We start from the raw sequence: 20,493 nt of genomic DNA on the forward strand, positions 1-20,493 counted from the left end.
ATGAACGATCTCAGCCTCCAGCAAGAGACCCGCGCGGCCGTGATGGAAGCGGCGCCCGAACTCGACGATTTCTCCGCGCTGCTGCAAAAGGAATTCAAGCCGAAGTCCGATCGCGCCCGCGACGCTGTCGAGAATGCCGTGCGCACGCTCGCCGAGCAGGCATTGCGCGAAACCGGCGTGATTTCCGGCGATGTCCTCGCGACCATCGAAGCGCTCATCGCGCAGATCGATCAGGCGCTCACCGGACAGATCAACCAGATCCTGCACAGCGAGCCTTTTCAGAAGGTCGAGAGCGCGTGGCGCGGCCTGCATTACCTGGTCAACAGCACGGAGACCGACGAGTCGCTCAAGATCCGCGTGCTCAACATCTCGAAGACCGAACTGCACAAGACGCTGAAGAAGTATCGCGGCGTCGCGTGGGATCAGAGCCCGCTCTTCAAGAAGCTCTACGAGGAAGAGTACGGCCAGTTCGGCGGTGAACCCTACGGCGCGCTCGTCGCCGATTATTACTTCGATCACAGCGGTCCCGATGTGGACCTGCTCACGCAGATCGCGAAGATCGCGGCGGCGGCGCACGCGCCGTTCATCGCGGGCGCGGACCCGGCCGCGCTTTTGATGGAATCGTGGCAAGAGCTCGCCAATCCGCGCGACCTGACCAAGATCTTTCAGACGCCCGAGCATGCCGCGTGGCGCTCGCTGCGTGATTCGGAAGACTCGCGTTACGTCGGTCTCGCGATGCCGCGTTTTCTCGCGCGCGCACCCTACGGCGCAAAGACCGATCCGGTCGAGGCGTTCGACTTCGAGGAAGACACGGCCGGCGCGAACAGCAGCAAATACGCGTGGGCGAACGCATCGTATGCGATGGCGGCGAACATCACGCGCTCGTTCAGGATGTCCGGCTGGTGCTCGCGCATCCGTGGCGTGGAGTCGGGCGGCGCGGTCGAGGGATTGCCGGTGCACGCGTTCCCGACCGACGACGGCGGCATCGACATGAAATGCCCGACCGAGATCGCGATCAGCGACCGGCGCGAGGCCGAACTCGCGAAGAACGGCTTCATGCCGCTCGTGCACAAGAAGAACTCCGACTTCGCGGCGTTCATCGGCGCGCAGTCGCTGCACAAGCCGGCCGAATACGAAGACCCGGACGCCACCGCCAACGCGAACCTCGCCGCGCGATTGCCGTATCTGTTCGCGTGCTGCCGCTTCGCGCACTACCTTAAGTGCATCGTGCGCGACAAGCTGGGCTCGTTCAGGGAGCGCGACGACATGGAGCGCTGGCTGCAGAACTGGATTCTCCAGTACGTCGACGGCGATCCGACGCACTCTTCCGACGACACCAAGGCGCGCAAGCCGCTCGCCGACGCACAGGTCATCGTGGAGGAAGTGCCGGGCAATCCGGGCTACTACACCTCGAAGTTCTTCCTGCGCCCGCATTACCAGCTCGAAGGTCTCACGGTGTCGCTGCGGCTCGTGTCGAAGCTGCCGACGGCGAAGGCCGCCTGAGCTTCGTCGTATCCGCGTATTCGTTCTGAAAGGAGCCGCTCATGTCCGAATCTTCCGCCCGGGACCGCTTGCAGCCGTCGTTGCTGGATCGCCTTTCCGATTTCGAACCGCACGTGCGTCATGAATCCCGCGAGCGTCGCGTGATCTCGGCGCGTGCGCTGCGCGACAGCGTGCAGCGGGATATCGGCTGGCTCCTGAACGCGAGCGGTCTCGGGGAGGGCGCGGACGCGGCCGACCTGCCGCACGTCGCGACCTCCGTGCTGAACTACGGTTTGCCGGATCTCGCGGGGCGCGACGTCGCCGCGCTCACGGCGGGCACGCTGGAGCGCCTGATCCGTGACGCGCTGTGGGCCTTCGAGCCGCGGCTCGCGCGCGAATCGGTGCGCGTGACGGCGATCGGCGATTCGCGGGAAAAGACGCGCGGCCACGTGATCCGTTTCGAGATCGAGGCCGACATGTGGTCGCAGCCGTATCCCGAGCGGCTGTTCCTGCGCACGGAACTGGATCTCGAGGCGTGCGAGGTGCGGGTCGCCGACGCATCGACCGTTCGCGCCGGATCATCGGCCGGGGAGCAGTACGCATGAACCCCGCGTTCCTCAGGTACTACAGCCAGGAGCTGCAGCACGTGCGGGAGATGGGCGGCGAATTCGCCGCCGCGTTTCCGAAGATCGCCGGGCGGCTCGCGCTGGACGGCGTCGAATGCGCGGACCCGTATGTCGAGCGTTTGCTGGAAGGCTTCAGCTTTCTCGCCGCGCGCGTGCAGATGAAGCTCGATGCCGAATTCCCGCGCTTCACGCAGCATCTGCTGGAACTGGCTTATCCGCACTATCTGGCGCCGACGCCTTCGATGACGGTCGTCCAGCTTCAGGCGGATCACGCGAACCCGCAACTCGCCGCGAGCGCCGACGGCATCGTCGTGCCGCGACACACGGCGCTGCGCGGCATGCTCGACAAGTCCGCGTCGACGCGCTGCGAATACCGCACCGCGCATGCGCTGACGCTGTGGCCGGTCGAGATCGCGCAGGCGAAGTTCTTCACGCATGCGAGTTCCCTCAGCGCCTCGTCGCCGGGGTTGCCCGAGGGCGTCAGGGCGGGATTGCGCCTGCGGCTGCGCGCGACCGGCGCGCTCGGCTTCGACCGTCTTTCGCTCGATCGTCTCGCGTTCTATCTGCGCGGCCCGGACGGCCTGCCCGCGCGCCTCCACGAGCGTCTGCTCGCCCATTGCGTCGGCGTCGCGGTGATGCAGCCGGGCAACGGCGCGAGCGCCGCAACCACGCTCGCCGTGCTGCCGAAGACCGCGCTGCGGCCGCTCGGCTTCGCCGAAGACGAGGCGCTTCTGCCGGTCGGCCAGCAATCTTTCGATGGCTACCGGCTGCTGCAGGAGTATTTCGCCTTCGCGCCGCGCTTCATGTTCGTCGAAGTGGCCGGACTGCGCGGCGCGCTGCGTCATTGCCGCGGCCAGGAAGCGGAGATCGTGATCCTGCTCGATCAGGCCGACGCGTCGCTCGAACGCGCCGTCGATGCGTCGAACTTCGCGCTCGACTGCACGCCCGCCATCAACCTGTTTCGCCGCCGCACCGACCGCGTCGCGCTGTCGGACACGGAGTTCGAGTATCACGTCGTCGTCGATCGCACGCGTCCGATGGACTACGAGATCCATCAGATCGACGAAGTCACCGGCTACGGCTCGGGCGCGGACGCGCAGATGCAATACCGGCCGTTCCACTGCGCGAAGGATCTGGACATGCCGGGCGAGGGCGGCGCGTTCTATCAACTGCGTCGCGAGGCGCGACGCGCGTCGGTGCGGCAGCAGCAGAACGGCGCGCGCAGCAGTTACCTCGGCAGCGAAGCCTTCATCGCGCTGGTCGATGCGCATAACGCGCCGCAGGGCGCAGAAGTGCGTCAGCTCGGCATCAGCGCGTGGTGCACGAATCGCGATTTGCCGCTGTCGATGCCCATCGGCGCGGGCTCGACCGACTTCACGCTCGATGCCGAAGCGCCCGTCACCGCGGTGCGCTGCGTCGCGGGCCCGAGCCGGCCGCTGCCATCGTTCGCTGAGGGGCCGGCGGCATGGCGGCTGCTCGATCATCTTTCGCTCAACTACGCGTCGCTCGTCGATACGAACGCACAGGAAGGCGCCTGCGCGCTGCGCGAGCTGCTCGCGATCTACTGTCCGGCCGACGACGCCGCAGCGCACCGGCAGGTGGAAGGGCTGCGCTCGGTGTCCTGCGAGCCGGTCGTGCGGCGCCTGCCGACGCCCGGGCCGATCGTCTTCGGTCGCGGCCTCGCGATCACGCTGCGCTTCGACGACGCCGCGTTCGAGGGCGCGAGCGCGTTCCTGCTCGGCGCGGTGCTCGCGCGGTTCTTCGCCCAGTACGTGTCGATCAATTCGTTCACCGAGACCCACGTCGCGTCGCTCGCGCGTGGTCCGCTCATGCACTGGCCAGCGAGGACCGGACGATGCGCGACGCTCTGACCATCGACGGCGTGCTCGCGCGCGACGCCCGACGCTTCGACTTCTTTCAGGCGCTGCGGCTGATCGAGCAGGCGCATGCGGAGCGCCCGCGGCTCGGCCGGTCGCTTTCCGCGCGCGACGACGCCGTGCGCCTCTCGCAGGACCCGGAGCTGATCTTCCATCCGACGACGCTCGGCGACTACGTTCCGGGCGAGGACGGGCAGCCCGGCCGGCTCGCGGTGAATTTTCTCGGCCTGCTCGGACCGAATGGCCCGCTGCCGACGCATCTGACCGCCTATGTGCGCGAGCGCGCCCGCAACGCGAACGATCCTACGCTCGCGCGCTTTCTCGACATGTTCCATCACCGGATGCTGTCGCTCTTCTATCGCGCATGGGCCGATGCCCAGCCGGTCGTGAGCGCCGACCGGCCGCGCGAGGATCGCTTCGCGGATTACGTCGGCAGCCTGTTCGGCCTGGGCGCGCCGGCGCTCGCCGGTCGCGACGCCGTGCCCGATTCCGCCAAGCGGCACTTCGCGGGCCTGCTCGCCGCGCCGACGCGCCATGCCGACGGGCTGCGGCTGATCCTCGCGCGCTTCTTCGGCGTGAACGTGTCGATCGAGCAATGGCGCGGCCACTGGATCGCGCTGCCGGACGAGGCCTGCACGCGTCTGGGCGGCGCGCAACTCGGCGTATCGACGGTCGTCGGCACGCGGGTGTGGGACTGCCAGCACAAGTTCCGGATCGTGATCGGGCCGCTTCGCCATGCCGATTTCGCGCGCTTCCTGCCGGGCGGGAAGAGCCTTGCGAAGCTCGCCGACTGGGTCCGCAACTACGTGCGCGATCCGCTCGACTGGGACGTCGCGCTGCATCTGAAGCGCGATGAAGTGCCCCCGCTGCGTTTGCAAGGCAGCACGGCAAACGGCGCACGCCTCGGCTGGAACACCTGGCTCACGAGCGGTGCGCCGGTCCATGACAACCATCGGGTCGTGATCGCCGGGCAGGCGGGAGCGAGCCATCGCAAGGAGACTCCTCATGACTGAAATCAGCCGCATGGCGCTCTTCGGCAAGCTCGACCCGCTTGCTTATCGCGCGATCGAAAACGGCGCGGCGTTCTGCAAGCTGCGCGGCAATCCGTATGTCGAACTGGCGCACTGGATGCATCAGATCCTGCTCGCGGCGGATTCGGACCTGCGCCGCCTCGTGCGTCATTTCGAGCTGGACGAGGCCGCGCTCGAACGCGATCTGACCGCCGCGCTCGACCGCCTGCCGCGCGGCGCGACGGCCGTCTCCGACATCTCCGCGCAAGTCGACGAAGCCGTCGAGCGCGGCTGGGTCGCAGGCTCGCTGATGTTCGACGCCGTGAAGGTGCGCACGGGGCATCTCGTGGTCGGCATGCTGCGCACGCCGAACCTGCGCAATGCGCTTTACGCGCTCTCGCGCCAGTTCGAAAAGATCAGTTTCGATGCGCTCTCCGCTCGCTTCGACGCGCTGCTCGACGGCTCGCCCGAAGGGCAGGCCGCGCCTGTCGGAGGGCCCGCCGGTTCCACCGGACACGCCGCGCCGCTCGCGGAGAATGACGCGCTCGCCCGATACACCGTCGATCTCACCGCCGAGGCGCGCGAGGGCAAGCTCGATCCCATCGTCGGGCGCGACATGGAGATTCGCCAGGTCATCGACATTCTGATGCGCCGCCGCCAGAACAACCCGATCCTCACGGGCGAGGCGGGCGTCGGCAAGACGGCGGTGGTGGAAGGTTTCGCGCAGCGCGTCGTCGCGGGCGAGGTGCCCCCCGCGTTGCGCGACGCCGTCGTGCGCACGCTCGATATCGGGCTGCTGCAGGCGGGCGCGAGCGTGAAGGGCGAGTTCGAGAACCGGCTGAAGCAGGTGATCGAAGCGGTGCAGGCGTCGGACAAGCCGGTGATCATGTTCATCGACGAGGCGCATACGCTCGTCGGCGCGGGCGGCGCGGCCGGCACCGGCGACGCCGCCAACCTGCTCAAGCCCGCGCTTGCACGCGGCACGCTGCGCACCATCGCCGCGACGACGTGGGTCGAATACAAGAAGCACATCGAGAAAGATCCGGCGCTCACGCGGCGCTTTCAGGTCGTCAAGGTGCCCGAGCCTTCCGAAGCGAACGCCATCGCGATGATGCGCGGCCTCGTGCGCAAGATGGAGCGGCATCACGGCGTGCAGGTGCTCGACGAGGCGCTGGAGGCGGCGGTGAAGCTCTCGCATCGCTTCATTCCCGCGCGCCAGTTGCCCGACAAGGCCGTGAGTCTGCTCGACACCGCCTGTGCGCGCGTCGCGGTGAGTCAGCAGGCGCTGCCGCCCGCCATCGACGACGCGAAGCGGCGCATCGAGACATGGGAAACCGAAAGCGAAATCGTGGCGCGCGAAGCGGCGCTCGGCATCGACACGCAGGAACGCGCCGCCGATGTCGCCGCCCGGCTCGACGCCGAGCGCGCACGCCTCGCCGAACTCACCGCGCGCTGGGAAGCGGAACGCGTGCTCGTCGGGCGGATTCTCGCGGCGCGGCGCGACATCGAGAAACGCGCAGAAGCCTCGGACACGCTCGCCGAACTGAAGACGCTCACCGATGAGCTCGCGCAACGTCAGGGCGAAGCGCCGCTGATCATGCCGGGCGTGGATGCGCATGCGGTCGCGTCGGTGGTGCAGGACTGGACCGGCATTCCGGTCGGCCGCATGGTGCGCGACGAAGCCGCGAGCGTGCTCGATCTGGCCGCGACGCTGAGCCGCCGCATCGTCGGGCAGGACCATGCGATGCAGATGATCGCGCGCCGCGTGCAGACCGCGCGCGCCGGCCTCGACGATCCCTGCAAGCCGGTCGGCGTGTTCATGCTGGCGGGCACCTCGGGCGTCGGCAAGACCGAAACCGCGCTCGCGCTCGCCGAGGCGCTCTATGGCGGCGAGGACAACGTCATCACCGTGAACATGAGCGAGTACCAGGAGGCGCATACGGTGTCGCTGCTCAAGGGCGCGCCGCCGGGATATGTCGGCTATGGCGAAGGCGGCGTGCTCACCGAGGCGGTGCGGCGCCGTCCGTACAGCGTGGTGCTGCTCGATGAATTCGAGAAGGCGCATCCGGACGTGCACAAGCTCTTCTTCCAGGTCTTCGACAAGGGCCGCATGGAAGACGGCGAGGGCCGCGAGATCGACTTTTCCAACACGCTGATCCTGCTTACGACCAACGTCGGCACCGAACTCCTCACGCATCTGTGCGGCGGCGGGCGGGCGGCTTCGTCGTCTTCATCGTCGCCCTCGCCGGAAGAGATTGCGCAAGCGCTGCGCGAACCTTTGCTCGAAGCGTTTCCGCCCGCGCTGCTCGGGCGCGTCGCGGTGATTCCCTACTACCCGCTCGACGACACGATGCTCGACGCCGTGATCCGCCTGCAACTCGCGCGCATCGGGCGGCGCATCGCGGAACGGCATCGCGTGAGCTTCGTCTTCGACGACGCGGTGGTCGCCCAGATCGCGCGGCGCTGCACGGAGCTCGCGAGCGGCGGCCGGATGATCGACGCGATCCTCACCAACACCTTGCTGCCGCGCGTGAGCGCGGAATTCCTCGGCCGTCTCGTCAATGGCCGCAGCATCGGAAAAGTCGAAGTCGGCGTGTGTGACGGCGACTTCATCTATTCGTTCGATTAAGGAGCCAGCCATGCCACAACAAGTCAGCATGGGCGCGACGCTGCAATGCTCGTTCGGCATGACGCCGTCGACGCTCGTCGTCCTGCCCGTCAACCGGGTTCGCTGCGAAGGGTCGATCGCCGCGAACATCATGGATCACGTTCCGCTCGTGAACATCATGCCGTTCGGCATGTGCACCTCGCAGGCGAATCCGGAGGTCGCCGCGGCCACCGCCGCCGCGTTCGGCACGCCGACGCCGGCGCCCTGCGTGCCCGCGACCGTGGAGCCGTGGACGCCCGGCGCGCTCACGGTGCTGCTCGGCAATCAGCCGTCGCTCGACAACGTGTCCACTTGCCTCTGCACCTGGGGCGGCGTGGTGACGATCGCCAATCCGGCGACGCGCGAAACGCAGATTCCCTGACGACGAGGCCCGCCATGATGCTCACCGATACCAATCGCATCGCGCGGGTGACCTGCGCGCTGGGCGAGAACGCGCTCGTGCTGTATCGCATGCGGGGGCGCGAGGAGCTCGGACGGCTCGCGCAATGGGATCTCGAACTGCTCGCCGACCGCTCGAATCTCGACATCGCGCAGATGCTCGGCAGCAACTTCTCGCTGTCGCTGGAGATTCCGTCCGGCGGCAGGCGCGAGTACAACGGCATCGTCACGGCGTTCGAACTGGCGCGGCCCGCGAGCGCGCAGCCCAATCTCCCGGCGATGTATCGCGCGACGGTGCGCCCGCGCCTGTGGCTGCTCACGCGCGCATCGCACTGCCGCTTCTTTCACCGGATGACCGTGCCCGCGATCATCGGCCATGTGTTCGCGGATTATGGCATCGACTTCGAGAACAAATGCACGGCGACATATCCGAGCCTCGAACACTGCGCGCAATATCGCGAGACGGATTTCGATTTCGTGAGCCGGCTCGCGGAGCGCGAAGGCATTTACTACTTCATCGCGCATGAGGGCGGCAAGCATCGGCTGATCCTCGCCGATTCGTCGCAGGCGCACGGCCCGACGCCGTATTGCGCCGAGCTGCCGTTTCGCCCGCAGCCGGCCGCGCCGCACGAGCACGCGTGCATCTATGCATGGTCCACGGGCGGCGAAGTGGCCGCGGGTATCGTCGAGATCAACGACTACGACTTCGAGAAGCCGTCGCAGTCGGCGCAGCAGGGTCTGGTCGCGCGCGCGCTGCGCACTACGCGCTTCGACCCGGCCGTCTACGCGATGCAGGAGCACGCGCCGGGCTACACGCAGCACGCCGACGCCGAGCGTCTGGCGAGCGCGCATGCCGAGGCGCATCAGGCGTCGAACGTGCGCGTGAACGCGCGCACCACGGCGCGCGCCATCTGGCCCGGCGGCCTCGTGCGGCTGATCTGGCATCCGCTGGAGTCGCAGAACCGCGAGCATCTGATCGTGTCGGCCGAGTACGCGATCAATTCGGATGACTATCTTTCTACACTCGACGCGCACGCCAGGCCGCCCGTGTTCGATTGCCAATTTCGGGCGCTGCCGCGCGACGCCGGTTTTCGCGCCGCGCGCAGCACGCCGCGCGCGCGTGTCGCGGGACCGCAGACGGCGGTGGTCGTCGGGCCGAAGGGCGAAGAGATTCATACCGACAAATACGGCCGCATCAAGGTGCAGTTCCATTGGGAGCAGCTCCAACCGGAGGCGTCGCGCGAGTCGCTGCTGCGCTGCTGGGTGCGCGTCGCGCAGCCGTGGGCCGGCAAGGGCTATGGCGCGTTTTTCCTGCCGCGCATCGGACAGGAAGTGCTGGTGCAGTTCATCGAGGGCGATCCGGATCAGCCGCTCGTGATCGGCAGCGTCTACAACGCCGCGCAAACGCCGCCCTGCGAACTGCCCAGGAAGATGGCGCGCACCACGCTCAAGAGCAATTCGACGAAAGGCGGCAATGGTTTCAACGAAATGCGCTTCGACGATACCAAGGGCGCGGAGCAGTTGTTCTTCCACGCCGAGCGCGATCTGGAGACCTGGGTGAAGCACGACGCGCTGACGCGCATCGGCGGCGAGCGCCATGTAATCGTCGAGCAGGACGAGTTTGTGCGCTGCGGCGGCGAGCGCAGCGACAACGTGCGCGGCAGCCAGCGCGTGCGCATCGGCGGCAAATATTCGCTCGATGTCGGCGGCGATACGCAACACAAGAGCGGGGCGAATATTTCGGTGGGGGCGGGTGTTAACGTCGATGTGAAGGGCGGGACGAACGTCACCATCGAGGCGGGCGAGGTGCTCACGCTCAAGGCGGGCGGCAACACCATCGTGCTCTCGTCATCCGGCATCGCGATCAGCACGGCGGGGCGGGTGACGATCGACGGCGCGGTGGTGCAGATCAACTGCGGCGGCGGTGGCGGCGGGGCGGGCGCGGCGAGCGCGTCGCCCGATGGACCCACCGAGCCCCGTCAGGCCGACGACGGCTCGAAATGAACGCGCACGGAGGAGTCACCATGTATCTGACGCTCACGGTCGACACGTATCAGGGCAACGCGCCCGATGCGCCGCTCGTATGCCGCTTCGGCGCGGCGGGCGGGACCATCGGGCGCGGCCCCGACAACACGATGGTGCTGCCGGATGCGGCGAAGTCCGTGTCGCGCGTGCATGCGCGGATCGAATGGGCGGAGGACGGCTGGCGGCTCGCCGACCTTGGCAGCAATCCGAGCCGGCACAACGGACGGCCGCTCGCGAGCGGTCAGCCCGCGCGCCTGGGCGATGGCGACTGGCTGGAAATCGGCGCGTATCGGCTCGGCGTTCGGGCGATGGCGCGCGCAAGCGCCGCCGCCTTCGAAGCGCCGCTCGGCGTGCACGATCGACGCGGTTTCGATCCGCTCGATATCGCAAGCGCGGGTGAGTGCGCGTTGTTGCAGGCGAGCGCGCACGATCCGCTCGCGCACGCGGCGGTGCTCGCGGATGCCCCGCTGCCGGGGCCGCGCTTCGATCCCCTCGGCGATGGGTCTGACGTACCGTCCCGGCTCGATGGACATGCGATGTTCGCCGGGTCGCAAAGCGATCACGTGCCGCCCGAGCAGTTCGCCTACGTGCCGCCTGCCGGCGCGATGGCGCATGCGCCGGCGGGCGGGATTCCGAACGACTACGATCCGCTGGACGATGTCGCCCTCGCGCCTGCCGAAAACGCCGCGCCCGTGTCGATTCCCGGGCCCGCGCCGCGCGCCACGATGCCGGCTGCCGCGCTGTCGGGCGAAGCGTTCGGCGCGCCTTCCCGCCACGCCACGAAAGCGCCGGGCATCGACGCTGCGAATGACGCCAGCGCCGAATCGGCCTTCGCGGCGCTGCTCGACGGCCTGGGCGTCGATGCCGCCGCGCTCGGCGCCCGCGATGCCGCCGAGATCGCGCGTCTTGCCGGCGCGATGCTGCGCACGGCGGTGCGCGGCGTGGTGGACGTGCTGTTGTCGCGCTCGGTGCTCAAGCGCGAGATCAGCCTCGACACGACCATGCTGGTCCAGCGCGACAACAACCCGCTCAAGTTTTTCCCCGACGGCGACGGCGCGCTCGCGCAGATGATGCGCGGCGCGAGCGCCGGCTACCTGCCCGCGCAGGCCGCGCTCGAAGGCGCGTTCGACGACATCCGCCGCCACGAGCTCGCGGTCCTCGCGGGCACGCGCGCGGCCATGCAGCATTTGCTCGGCCGCTTCGACCCGCAGGCGATCGCGCGCGCCGACACGCGGCGCGGCTGGTTCGACTGGCTGCCCGCGCGCCGCAAGGCGCGCCAGTGGGACCGTCTCGTCGCGCTGCACGCCGAGCTGGAACGCGCGAGCGCCGACGACCTCCGGGCGCTGTGCGGCAGCGCCTTCAACGACGCCTACGAGCGGCAGGCGAACGGCCACGCCGACACGATGCCGCTGGCCCCTTCAATCCGATAGCAACCGAAAAGCGAGGCGACGATGTCCTGGAACAACAAGGTGATCTGGTCGGAGGGCATGCTGCTGCAGCCGCAGCATCTTCAGCAGCACGACCGCTACCTGCGCGCGCAGATCGACGCGCGCTGCGCCGCGCTGCGTCCCTACGCATTCGGCTTTTCGGAGCTTGCGATCGACGTCGAGCAACTGAAGCTCGGCCGCATCGCGCTGACCGCGTGCGCCGGCGTGCTGCCCGACGGCAGCCCGTTTCGCCTGCCCGCCGACGATGACCTGCCGCTGCCGCTCGCCATTCCCGAGGACGCACGCGATCTGACGGTGGTGCTCGCGCTGCCCGCCGCGCGTCATGGCGTGCCGGAAGCCGCGCATGCGGTGCAAGCCGGCGACGGCTTCGCGCGTCACCGCATCGCGGAAACCGAAGTGCTCGACAGCAACGACGGCGCGAACGGCGCGGCGCTCGTGCAGGTCGGCAAGCTTCAGCTGCGGCTCGCGTTCGAGCGGGACGTGGTTCATGCGCACACGTCGCTGGGGGTTGCGCGCATCGTCGAGCGGCGGGCGGACAACAGCATCGTGCTCGATGCCGCCTATGCGCCGCCTTGCCTCGACTATCGCGTGTCGCGGCGGCTCACCGCGTTCGTCGACGAGCTCGCGGGTCTCATGCATCAGCGCGGCGATGCGCTCGCCGCGCGCCTGGCCCGTCCCGCCGCGACCGGCGCGGCCGAAATCGCCGACTTCCTCCTGCTGCAGCTGCTCAACCGGGCGGAACCGCTGTTCGCGGGGATCGCGTCGACCACGGGTCTGCATCCGCACGATCTGCATCAGCACGTGTTGCAGCTTGCGGGCGAGCTCGCGACTTTCAGTCAGCCGGGCAAGCGTCCCGCCGCGTTTCCGGTCTATCGCCACGAGCGGCTCGACGAAACCTTCACGCCGCTCATCGACGCGCTGCGCTGCGCGCTGAGTTCGGTAATGGACCCGCACGCCGTGCCGATCGCGCTGGAGGAGCGCAAGTACGGCCTGCGCGTGGCGATCGTGCCGGACCGCGAGCTGTTCGCCTCCGCGAACTTCGTGCTCGCGGTGAAGGCCGATCTCGCGCCCGCCGCGCTGCTCAACGGCTTCCCGCAACAGGCCAAGCTCGGGCCGGTCGAGCGCATCCGCGATCTCGTCAATCTCCAGCTGCCGGGCATCGCGCTGCGCGCGCTGCCGGTCGCGCCGCGCCAGTTGCCGTTCCATGCCGGCTTCACCTATTTCGAGCTGGACCGTGGCGGCGAGCTGTGGCGGCAGTTCGCGACTTCGGCGGGCGTCGCGCTGCACGTCGCGGGAGATTTTCCAGGCATCGAGTTCGAGTTCTGGGCGATCCGTCCATAAGCCCGGCTCCATTCGACGAAGGAATCCATCGTGAACGCACCGACCTTTCCGCAAGCCGGCTTCGACCCGGACGACACCATCCTGATTCCGCAGCCGGGCGGACGCGTGGCGGCGCGCGTCCGTGACGAAGATCGCGGCGAAACCGCGCCACGCGAACTCCGCGCGCCCGTGCTGCCGGTCGCCGCCGGCCTGAACCCGCTCGTGCGCGCGGCCAATCCGCTGCTCGAACTGGCGCTGCCGCTGCGCCAGCGCGCGGCGATCGCCGATATCGAAGGGCTGCGCGCCGAGCTCGGGCGAATGGTGCGCGCCTTCGAGGCCGAAGCGCGCGCGAGCGGCATCGACACGGAAAAGCTCGCCGCGGCGCGCTATTGCCTGTGCACCTGCATCGACGAGGCGATCTCGGGCACGCCGTGGGGCAGCGGCGTCTGGGCGAGCCGCAGCCTGCTCGTGACCTTCCATAACGAAGCGTCGGGCGGCGAACGCTTCTTCCTGATCCTGCAACGGCTCGCGCAAGACCCGGCGCGCAACGTCGATGTGCTCGAACTGCTGTACGTGATCCTGTCGCTCGGCTTCGAAGGGCGCTATCGCCTGATCGACGGCGGGCGCAGCCAGCTCGAATCCGTGCGCGAGCGGCTGGAGCGCATCATCCGCACGCGGCGCGGCGCGTTCGAAACGGAGCTGTCGGTGCACTGGCGGCCGGCCGAGCGCGCGCGCACGCCGCTCGGGCAGCGCATGCCGCCGTGGATTTGCGCCGCGCTCGCGGGCGTCGTGGTCGTGGCGACGCACGTCGCGCTCGCGCTGAGTTTGAACCGCACGTCCGACCCGGTGTTCGACGCGCTCAACCGCATCCGCGTGAGCGAGCGGCCCGCCGCGCAGGCGAGCGTGATCGCGCCCGCCGCGATGCCCGCCGCTGCCGCGACGCTCGCGACCTTCCTCGCGCCCGAAATCCGGCAAGGTCTGGTCTCGGTGCGCGAGACGGCGGACCGCTCCATCGTGACGATCACCGGCGACAACCTGTTCGCCTCCGGCAGCGCGACGCTCGATCCGGCCTACGACGCATTGATCGGACGCATCGCGGAGGCGCTGAAGAGCGTGCCCGGCCGGGTCGTCGTCACGGGCCACACCGACGACCAGCGGCTCGTGTCGGCGCGCTTTCCGTCGAACTGGCATCTGTCGCAGGCGCGCGCCGAAAGCGTGCGCGCGATGCTCGCTTCGCTCACCGGCGTGCCCGCGCGATTTTCCGCTGAAGGGCGCGGTGACGCGGAGCCGCTCGCGCCGAACGACACGCCCGCTGGCCGCGCGAAAAACCGCCGCGTGGAGATCACGCTGCTCGCGCCTGGCGCGTCGTCGTAACGCATTAGCATCCACGGAGACATCGATGAAAAAGCTCGCAGGAACGCTCATCAGGACCCCAAAGTGGCTCACCCTCGCGGGAGTGCTCGCGCTGCTGGTCGTCGTGTGGTTCGAAGGGCCGTTGCTCGCGTTCAATGGACACGCGCCGCTCGAATCGCCGCGCGGCCGCTGGATCGCGATGGCCGCGCTCGTCGCCGCGTGGGCGCTGGCGGTGGGCGCGCGCCTTGCCGTCGCGCGGCTCGTCAATCTGCGCTTCATGAGCGGCGTGGCGGAGCAGGGGCAGGAGGCGGCGGCCGGCACTGCGGAGCTCGCGGTGCTGCGCGAGCGCTTCGAGCAGGCGCTCGCGATCCTGCGGCAGGCGCGCATGAAAGGCGTCAACGGGCGCCAGTGGGTGTATCAATTGCCGTGGTACATGTTCATCGGCGCGCCGGGCACCGGCAAGAGCACGGCGCTCGCGCATTCGGGCCTGCGCTTCCCGCTGCGCGAGAAGCTCGGCGACGAGGCGATCGGCGGCGTCGGCGGCACGCGTCACTGCGACTGGTGGTTCACCGACGACGCCGTGCTCGTCGATACGGCGGGCCGCTACACGACGCAGGACAGCGACGCCCGGGCCGACCAATCCGCGTGGACAGGCTTTCTGCAACTGCTGCGCAAGTACCGGCCGCGCCGGCCGCTGAACGGTCTCATCGTCGCGGTCTCGGCGGAGGATCTCGTGCGCCAGGACGATGCCGCGCGCGAGGCGCATATCCGCATCATCCGCAGCCGGCTTGCGGAGCTGAGCGAGCGGCTCGGCGTGCGCTTTCCGGTGTATGTCGTCGTGACGAAGTGCGATCTGCTGGCGGGCTTCACCGAGTTCTTCGACGACCTCGGCGAAGCGGAGCGCAATCAGGTCTGGGGTATCACCTTCCCGCTCGACGAGTCGCCGGGCGCGGGCGCGGATGCGGCGCTCGCTGCATTCCCCACCGAATTCGATGCGCTCGGCGCGCGGCTGCAGGCGCGCGTCCTGCATCGCATGCAGCGTGAAACCGACGTGCAGCGGCGCGCGCGCGTGTACGGCTTCGCGCAGCAGTTCGCGGGGCTGCAGCCCGCGCTCGGGCGCTTTCTCGACGGCGCGTTTCGCGGCACGCGCTTCGAGGCGTCGCCGCTGTTGCGCGGTGTGTACTTCACGAGCGGCACGCAGCACGGCCGGCCGATCGACCGCGCGATCAGCGCCATCGCGCAATCGCTCGGCCTGCGGCGCGAAGCCGGGTACAACCGCGACGCGTCGGGGCGTGCGTATTTCATCCATCGCCTGCTCAAGGACGTGGTGATCGCGGAATCCGGGCTGGTTGGCGCGAACGCGCGCTTCGAGCGGTGCAGCGCGTGGCTGCGGCGCGGCGCGCTCGCGCTGGTCGGCGTGACGCTTGCGCTCGCGCTCGCCGGCATGGCCGTGAGCTATCAGCGCAATCGCGCCTATGTCGCCGAGTTCGAGAAGCAGACGGGGCACGTCGCGCAACTGGCGCGCGAAGCGAACGCGGCCGCGGACCCGCTCGCGGTGCTGCCCTTGCTCGACGCGGCGCGCGCGCTGCCCGGCGGCTACGCGGATGCCGGCAAGCCGGTGCCGTGGCTCACGCGGCTCTGGCTCTATCAGGGCGACAAGCTCGGGCAGGAGGCGCGCGTGACGTATCGGCGTCTGCTCGATCAGACCTTGTTGCCGCTCGCGGTCGGCAGGCTCACGCAGGAATTGCGCGACGGCAATGCGTCGATGCCGGATGCGTCACGCTACGAAGCCTTGCGCGCCTATCTGATGCTCGGCGACGCGCATCATTTCGACCCCGCCGCGCTGCGCGCGCATCTGGTTCCAGCGCTGGCGGGCGATGCAGGCGCGTCGCAAAAAAGCGCGCTCGATGCCCACCTCGCCGCGCTGTTCGACAAGACGCGCTTCGATCCGTCGCTGCCGCTCGACGACGCGCTCATCAAGGCGGCGCGCGCGCGTCTGGCCGAATTGCCGTTGTCGCAGCGCATCGGCAACCGGGTGGACGGCGAACTGGCGCAGGCGAATCTGCCCGCATTCAGCGTGAGCGCCGCGGCCGGGCCGAACGCGCCGCTGCTGCTCAGGCGCGCGAGCGGCGCGCCGCTCACGGCCGGTGTGGCGGGCGCGTACACGAGCGCCGGCTACGCGCGTTATCTGCGGCTGCGCGATACGGCGCTCGCCGATGTCGCGAGAGACGCGTGGGTGCTCGGCCACGACGATGCCGCGCTCACGCCCGATGGCGTCGCTGCGTTGCGCGCCGCGCTCGACGCGCGCTATTTCGACGCTTATATCCACGCATGGGACGCCCTGCTCGACGATGTGACCGCAGTGCCCGTCGCCGCGCTTGCAGATGGCGCGCGTGTCGCGAACGAGCTTTCCGCGCCCGAATCGCCGCTCAGGAAGTTCATCGTCGCGGCGGCGCGCGAGACGACGCTCGCGGCGAATCCGTCGTCGTCGAAGCAGGGCGCGGCCACGCCCGTCGATGAACATTTCCAGCCGCTGCACGACCTCGCGGGCAAGCCGGGCGACGCCACGGCGCTGGATCGCGCGCTCGCGCCGCTCAAGGACGCCGCCGTCTATCTCGACGCCGCCGACGCCGCGCGCAGAACCGGCCAGCCCGCGCCCGCCGGCGATGCGCTCGGCAAGCTGAGGCTCGCGAGCCAGACGGCTCCGGCGCCGCTCACGCCCGTCGTGGCGTCGCTGGCCACGTCGGCCGCCGCGCTCGTGGAAGGCGGCGAGCGCGCGCGTCTCGATGCGCAGTGGAACGCGAGCGCCGGGCCGTTGTGCCGCCGCGCGCTCGATGGCCGTTATCCGTTCGTGCGCGCTTCGACCCGCGACGTCGCCGCCGACGACTTCGGCAAGCTGTTCGCGCCGGGCGGTCTCATCGACGACTTCTTCCAGAAGAATCTCGCCGCACTGGTCGATACGAGCGGCCCGGTCTGGCAATGGCGCGCCGGCACGCCGCCGGCGGGCATGCCGCGCGACGCGCTCGCGCAATTCCAGCGCGCCGCGCAGATCCGCGACGCGTTCTTTCACGATGGCAGCCACGACATGTCCATCCGCTTCCGTGTGAAAGCGCTGTCTTTAGATCCGGCGCTGACGCAGGTGAATCTCGACATTGACGGGCAGCAGCTCGCGCTGAAGCCGGACGGTCTTCAGTCGATGCTGCTGCAATGGCCGAGCGGCAAGAATACGGGCCGCGCGAGCGCGCAATTCGCCCCGCCTTCTGCAACGCAAACCGCGCCGCTCGATGCGAGCGGTCCGTGGGCGCTCCTGCATCTGCTCGATGCGGGAAAACTCGAAGCGACCGCGCAGCCCGACCGCTACCGTCTCACGCTCGATTCCGCGGGACGCCATGCCGTGTTCGAGCTGGATGCGACGAGCGTCGTCAATCCTTTCCGGCGCGCGCCGCTCGAACAGTTCCGTTGTCCGGAGCATCTGTGATGACGTCGCCGGGCGTCGCCGGTTGCTTCGGCAAGGTGCGCGGCAACGGCGACTTCGTGACGCGGCGCCTTCCGGCGTGCTTCGTCGAGCCCTGGGACGCGATGTTGCAGGCGGGCCTGCTCGCGGGCCGCGCGGCGCGCGGTCGTGCATGGCTCGATGCCTACCTGACCGCGCCGCTGTGGTGCTTCGCGCTCGGCGGCGGCGTGCTGGGGGAGAGCGGGTGGGCGGGCGTGCTGATGCCGAGCGTCGACAGCGCGGGCCGTCACTTTCCGCTCACGATCGCCGCGCCCGTCGAGCCGTTCGCATGGCCGTTATGGCGTCCGCATGCCGACGCGTGGTTCGCGCGTTGCAGCGCGCTCGCGCTAGCGACGCTCGAAAAGGGCGCGTGTCTCTCGGATTTCGATGCCGGATTGCTGGCGCTTTCGCATGTGGACGATGCAGGCGGCGTTTCGATGCCTGAGCACGCCGGTGCGCCGGGAATGAGCGCCTGGTGGCACGCGGCGTCGGCGCGCGTGAGCGTCGGCTTGCCCGATGCCGCGTTCGTCGCGAAGCTATTCGACCGTGCCGATAACGGCGCGGACTAAGCGCCGTCGAAACACGCAATGACCGCCGTGATGTTGTCCTTGCCGCCCGCATCGAGCGCGAGCGCCACCAGACGCCTGCACGCATCGCCGATGTCGTGCGGCGTCATCGCCGCGAGCGCCGCTTCGATCTCGCGATGCGCAACCTCGCCATGCAAGCCGTCGCTGCACAACAGATAGCGGTCGCCGGGCAGCCAGGCATGCGCTTCCACGACTGGCGCAATCGACGGCAGCGGCCCCAGCGCCTGCAGCAGCACGTTGCGCGGCGGCAGGTGCTCGATGGCGCCGTGCTCCAGCGCCTGCTGATAAAGCGTCTGGTCCCGCGTCAGTTGTGTCAGCGCGCCGTCGCGGTAGCGGTAGAGCCGGCTGTCGCCCACATGAAACGAGATCAGCCGCGCCGGGCCGGCGGGCTGCCAGATGCCCGTCAACGTGGTGCCCATCGCGCGCTGCGCGAGGCGCTCGCGCAGATTCATTGCGTGGAGGGTCGCGTTGGCGTGGTCGAGCGCGTCGGCGGCGGCGCGCATTGCGCACGCCGAGGCATCGTGGACGGTGGCGTCGGGATCGTCGGCGAGCGTCGTGCCGGCGTGAGCGCACGGCATCGCCTCAGTGGCGAGCCGCGCGGCGATGCACTCGAGCGCGGTTGCGCTGGCGCGCGCGCCGAATGCGTGGCCGCCCATGCCGTCCGCGACCGCGACGAGGTTCGACACGGAATCGATCAGAAAGCGGTCCTGATTCTCGGAGCGCGTGCGTCCTGCGTCGGTCAGGCCGAACGCCGAGCAGGCAGCAAGGCGGGTCGTGTCGGATTCCATCGGTTGTGCTCCGTCGGGTGCGTGTCGCTAGAGCCCGACGTCGCGCTCGAAACGCGCGCGGTCGGATTCGTTGGAAATCGCCGCCGCGAGCCGCTCGTGCAGCGCGCGCAGGCTGGCCGCGCGCGGCGCCTCGCGTTTCGCGACGATGGCCGCGATCGGGCCGAGATAAACGGCGAGCCGGAGCGCGGCGGCCCGCACCTCGTCCTCGCCGAGCGATGAAGCCGGGGACGATCCCCGCGACGTGCCCGCTCGGGACATGCCCGCTCGGGACCCGTCCGCGAACGCGGCGATGAACTGCGCGCGGCCTTTGTCGGAAGGAACATGCGGCGCGAGCAGCGCGACGAGCGCGGACAGGTCCGGCGCATCGGGAATGCGCGCCGCCGCCCGGCGCACGAGCAGACGCGCCACCGGCCCGATCTGCGCGGCGAGTTGAGTCTCGACCGGCGCGAGCATGGCGGCCGGCCACATTGTCAGCGAGGGCAGGGAGTCGCCGCGCCACGAGCCCGTTCCGGAGGCGAGCGTCACCGCCTGCGCTTCCAGAATCGTGCGGTCGTCTTCCGCCGTGGTCGTCGTGGTGAGGGGCGTGCCGTCCGTCGCGTCGTCGAGTGCGCGCCGCAGCCCGTTCGCCGTCTGGAACCGCGCCTCGGGGCTGCGGGACAGCGCGCGCATCAGCACGTCGTCGAGCGCGGGCGGCAGCGCCGGGTTGCACGCGGATGGCCTGCGCGGTGTATCGTGCATCACTTGCCGCATGACCTCCGCCTGCGATGCGCCCGCGAACGGACGGCACCCGGTGAGCATCTGATACAGCACGATCGCTGCGGAAAAAAGATCGGAACGGCCGTCGACGGGCTCGCCGGTGAACTGCTCCGGCGACATGTAGCTCGGCGTGCCGATCATCGCGCCCGCCAGCGTCAGCGTGGACGATTCGACATGCGCGACGCCGAAGTCCGCCACCTTCAGCCGCGCTTGCGCATTCACGAGCAGATTCGCGGGCTTGATGTCGCGATGCACGACGCCATGCGCGTGCGCGTAGCCGAGCGCGGCGAGCAGTTGCGCGAACCAGTCGAGCGCGGTGGCGACTTCGAGCGGACGGCCCGAGTCGAGCCGTTGCTTCAGTCCCTGGCCGCTCACGAGCTCCATCGCGATATAGGCCGTGTCCGCCGTCTCGCCATAGTCATACACGCCGACGATATTCGAATGGACGAGCCGCCCGGCCGCCTGCGCCTCGTTGCGCAGACGCGCCTTCAGGCTTTCCCGCTCGCCGCTTTCGAACAGCTCCTGGCGGACGGTCTTCAGCGCGACATGGCGCTCGATATGCGGATCGAACGCGCGATAGACGATGCCCATCGCGCCCGCGCCCAGCATCGACTCGATGCGGTACTTGCCGAGCTGCGTGATGGCCGGCGTGCGTGGCGGGTCGATGGCGGCGGCGTTCACC

At 69.3% G+C, this 20,493-nt stretch carries 14 protein-coding genes; 12 read left to right on the top strand and 2 right to left on the bottom strand.

Annotated elements, in window-relative coordinates; translation table 11 throughout:
* The 12 genes from tssC to tagF are packed head-to-tail and all read left to right on the top strand — an operon-like array spanning position 1 to position 18,249.
* The gene (tssC, locus tag AWB79_RS21935; protein WP_061169529.1) at positions 1-1,503 is read left to right on the top strand and encodes a type VI secretion system contractile sheath large subunit; all 1,503 of its coding nucleotides are present in this window, start codon (positions 1-3) and stop codon (positions 1,501-1,503) included.
* Positions 1,504-1,544: 41 nt separating this feature from the next.
* Positions 1,545-2,087 carry a type VI secretion system baseplate subunit TssE gene (gene tssE, locus AWB79_RS21940; RefSeq protein WP_061169530.1) on the top strand — a complete coding sequence of 181 codons (543 nt, stop codon included), beginning with the start codon at positions 1,545-1,547 and terminating at the stop codon, positions 2,085-2,087.
* Positions 2,084-3,979: a type VI secretion system baseplate subunit TssF gene (gene tssF / locus AWB79_RS21945; RefSeq protein WP_061169531.1), complete on the top strand. Its 1,896-nt coding sequence runs from the start codon at positions 2,084-2,086 to the stop codon at positions 3,977-3,979. Before tssE ends, tssF begins: the two co-directional genes overlap by 4 nt.
* Entirely contained in the window at positions 3,964-4,998 is a 1,035-nt protein-coding gene (tssG, locus tag AWB79_RS21950) for a type VI secretion system baseplate subunit TssG (RefSeq protein ID WP_061169532.1), read from the top strand. Before tssF ends, tssG begins: the two co-directional genes overlap by 16 nt.
* Positions 4,991-7,624, top strand: coding sequence for a type VI secretion system ATPase TssH (tssH, locus tag AWB79_RS21955; RefSeq protein ID WP_061169533.1), 2,634 nt, complete (start codon positions 4,991-4,993; stop codon positions 7,622-7,624). Before tssG ends, tssH begins: the two co-directional genes overlap by 8 nt.
* 10 nt (positions 7,625-7,634) lie before the next feature.
* Positions 7,635-8,024: a DUF4280 domain-containing protein gene (locus tag AWB79_RS21960; RefSeq protein WP_061169534.1), complete on the top strand. Its 390-nt coding sequence runs from the start codon at positions 7,635-7,637 to the stop codon at positions 8,022-8,024.
* A 14-nt stretch (positions 8,025-8,038) separates the two neighbouring features.
* Positions 8,039-10,045: a type VI secretion system Vgr family protein gene (locus tag AWB79_RS21965; RefSeq protein WP_061169535.1), complete on the top strand. Its 2,007-nt coding sequence runs from the start codon at positions 8,039-8,041 to the stop codon at positions 10,043-10,045.
* Positions 10,046-10,065: 20 nt separating this feature from the next.
* On the top strand, positions 10,066-11,496 hold the full coding sequence (gene tagH, locus AWB79_RS21970; RefSeq protein ID WP_061169536.1) for a type VI secretion system-associated FHA domain protein TagH: 1,431 nt from the start codon (positions 10,066-10,068) through the stop codon (positions 11,494-11,496).
* 21 nt (positions 11,497-11,517) lie between these two features.
* Positions 11,518-12,855: a type VI secretion system baseplate subunit TssK gene (gene tssK / locus AWB79_RS21975; protein ID WP_061169537.1), complete on the top strand. Its 1,338-nt coding sequence runs from the start codon at positions 11,518-11,520 to the stop codon at positions 12,853-12,855.
* A gap of 30 nt (positions 12,856-12,885) precedes the next feature.
* The gene (gene tssL, locus AWB79_RS21980) at positions 12,886-14,208 is read left to right on the top strand and encodes a type VI secretion system protein TssL, long form (RefSeq protein WP_061169538.1); all 1,323 of its coding nucleotides are present in this window, start codon (positions 12,886-12,888) and stop codon (positions 14,206-14,208) included.
* Positions 14,209-14,233: 25 nt separating this feature from the next.
* Positions 14,234-17,665 carry a type VI secretion system membrane subunit TssM gene (gene tssM / locus AWB79_RS21985; protein ID WP_061169539.1) on the top strand — a complete coding sequence of 1,144 codons (3,432 nt, stop codon included), beginning with the start codon at positions 14,234-14,236 and terminating at the stop codon, positions 17,663-17,665.
* A complete protein-coding gene (tagF, locus tag AWB79_RS21990) occupies positions 17,665-18,249 on the top strand; it encodes a type VI secretion system-associated protein TagF (protein ID WP_061169540.1) in 585 nt (194 codons plus the stop codon). Before tssM ends, tagF begins: the two co-directional genes overlap by 1 nt.
* Here tagF and AWB79_RS21995 read toward each other — a convergent pair.
* Both AWB79_RS21995 and AWB79_RS22000 read right to left on the bottom strand, forming a co-directional pair.
* Positions 18,246-19,055, bottom strand: a complete 810-nt coding sequence (locus tag AWB79_RS21995; RefSeq protein WP_061169541.1) for a PP2C family protein-serine/threonine phosphatase — start codon at positions 19,053-19,055, stop codon at positions 18,246-18,248. The two genes, tagF and AWB79_RS21995, sit on opposite strands and share 4 nt — an antisense overlap.
* A gap of 27 nt (positions 19,056-19,082) precedes the next feature.
* Positions 19,083-20,492 (bottom strand): serine/threonine-protein kinase, encoded by a 1,410-nt coding sequence (locus tag AWB79_RS22000; RefSeq protein ID WP_061169542.1) that lies wholly within the window; start codon positions 20,490-20,492, stop codon positions 19,083-19,085.
* Position 20,493: the final 1 nt, after the last annotated feature.

The sequence above is a fragment of the Caballeronia hypogeia genome, assembly GCF_001544875.2.
GTDB classification, from domain to species: Bacteria; Pseudomonadota; Gammaproteobacteria; order Burkholderiales; family Burkholderiaceae; genus Caballeronia; species Caballeronia hypogeia.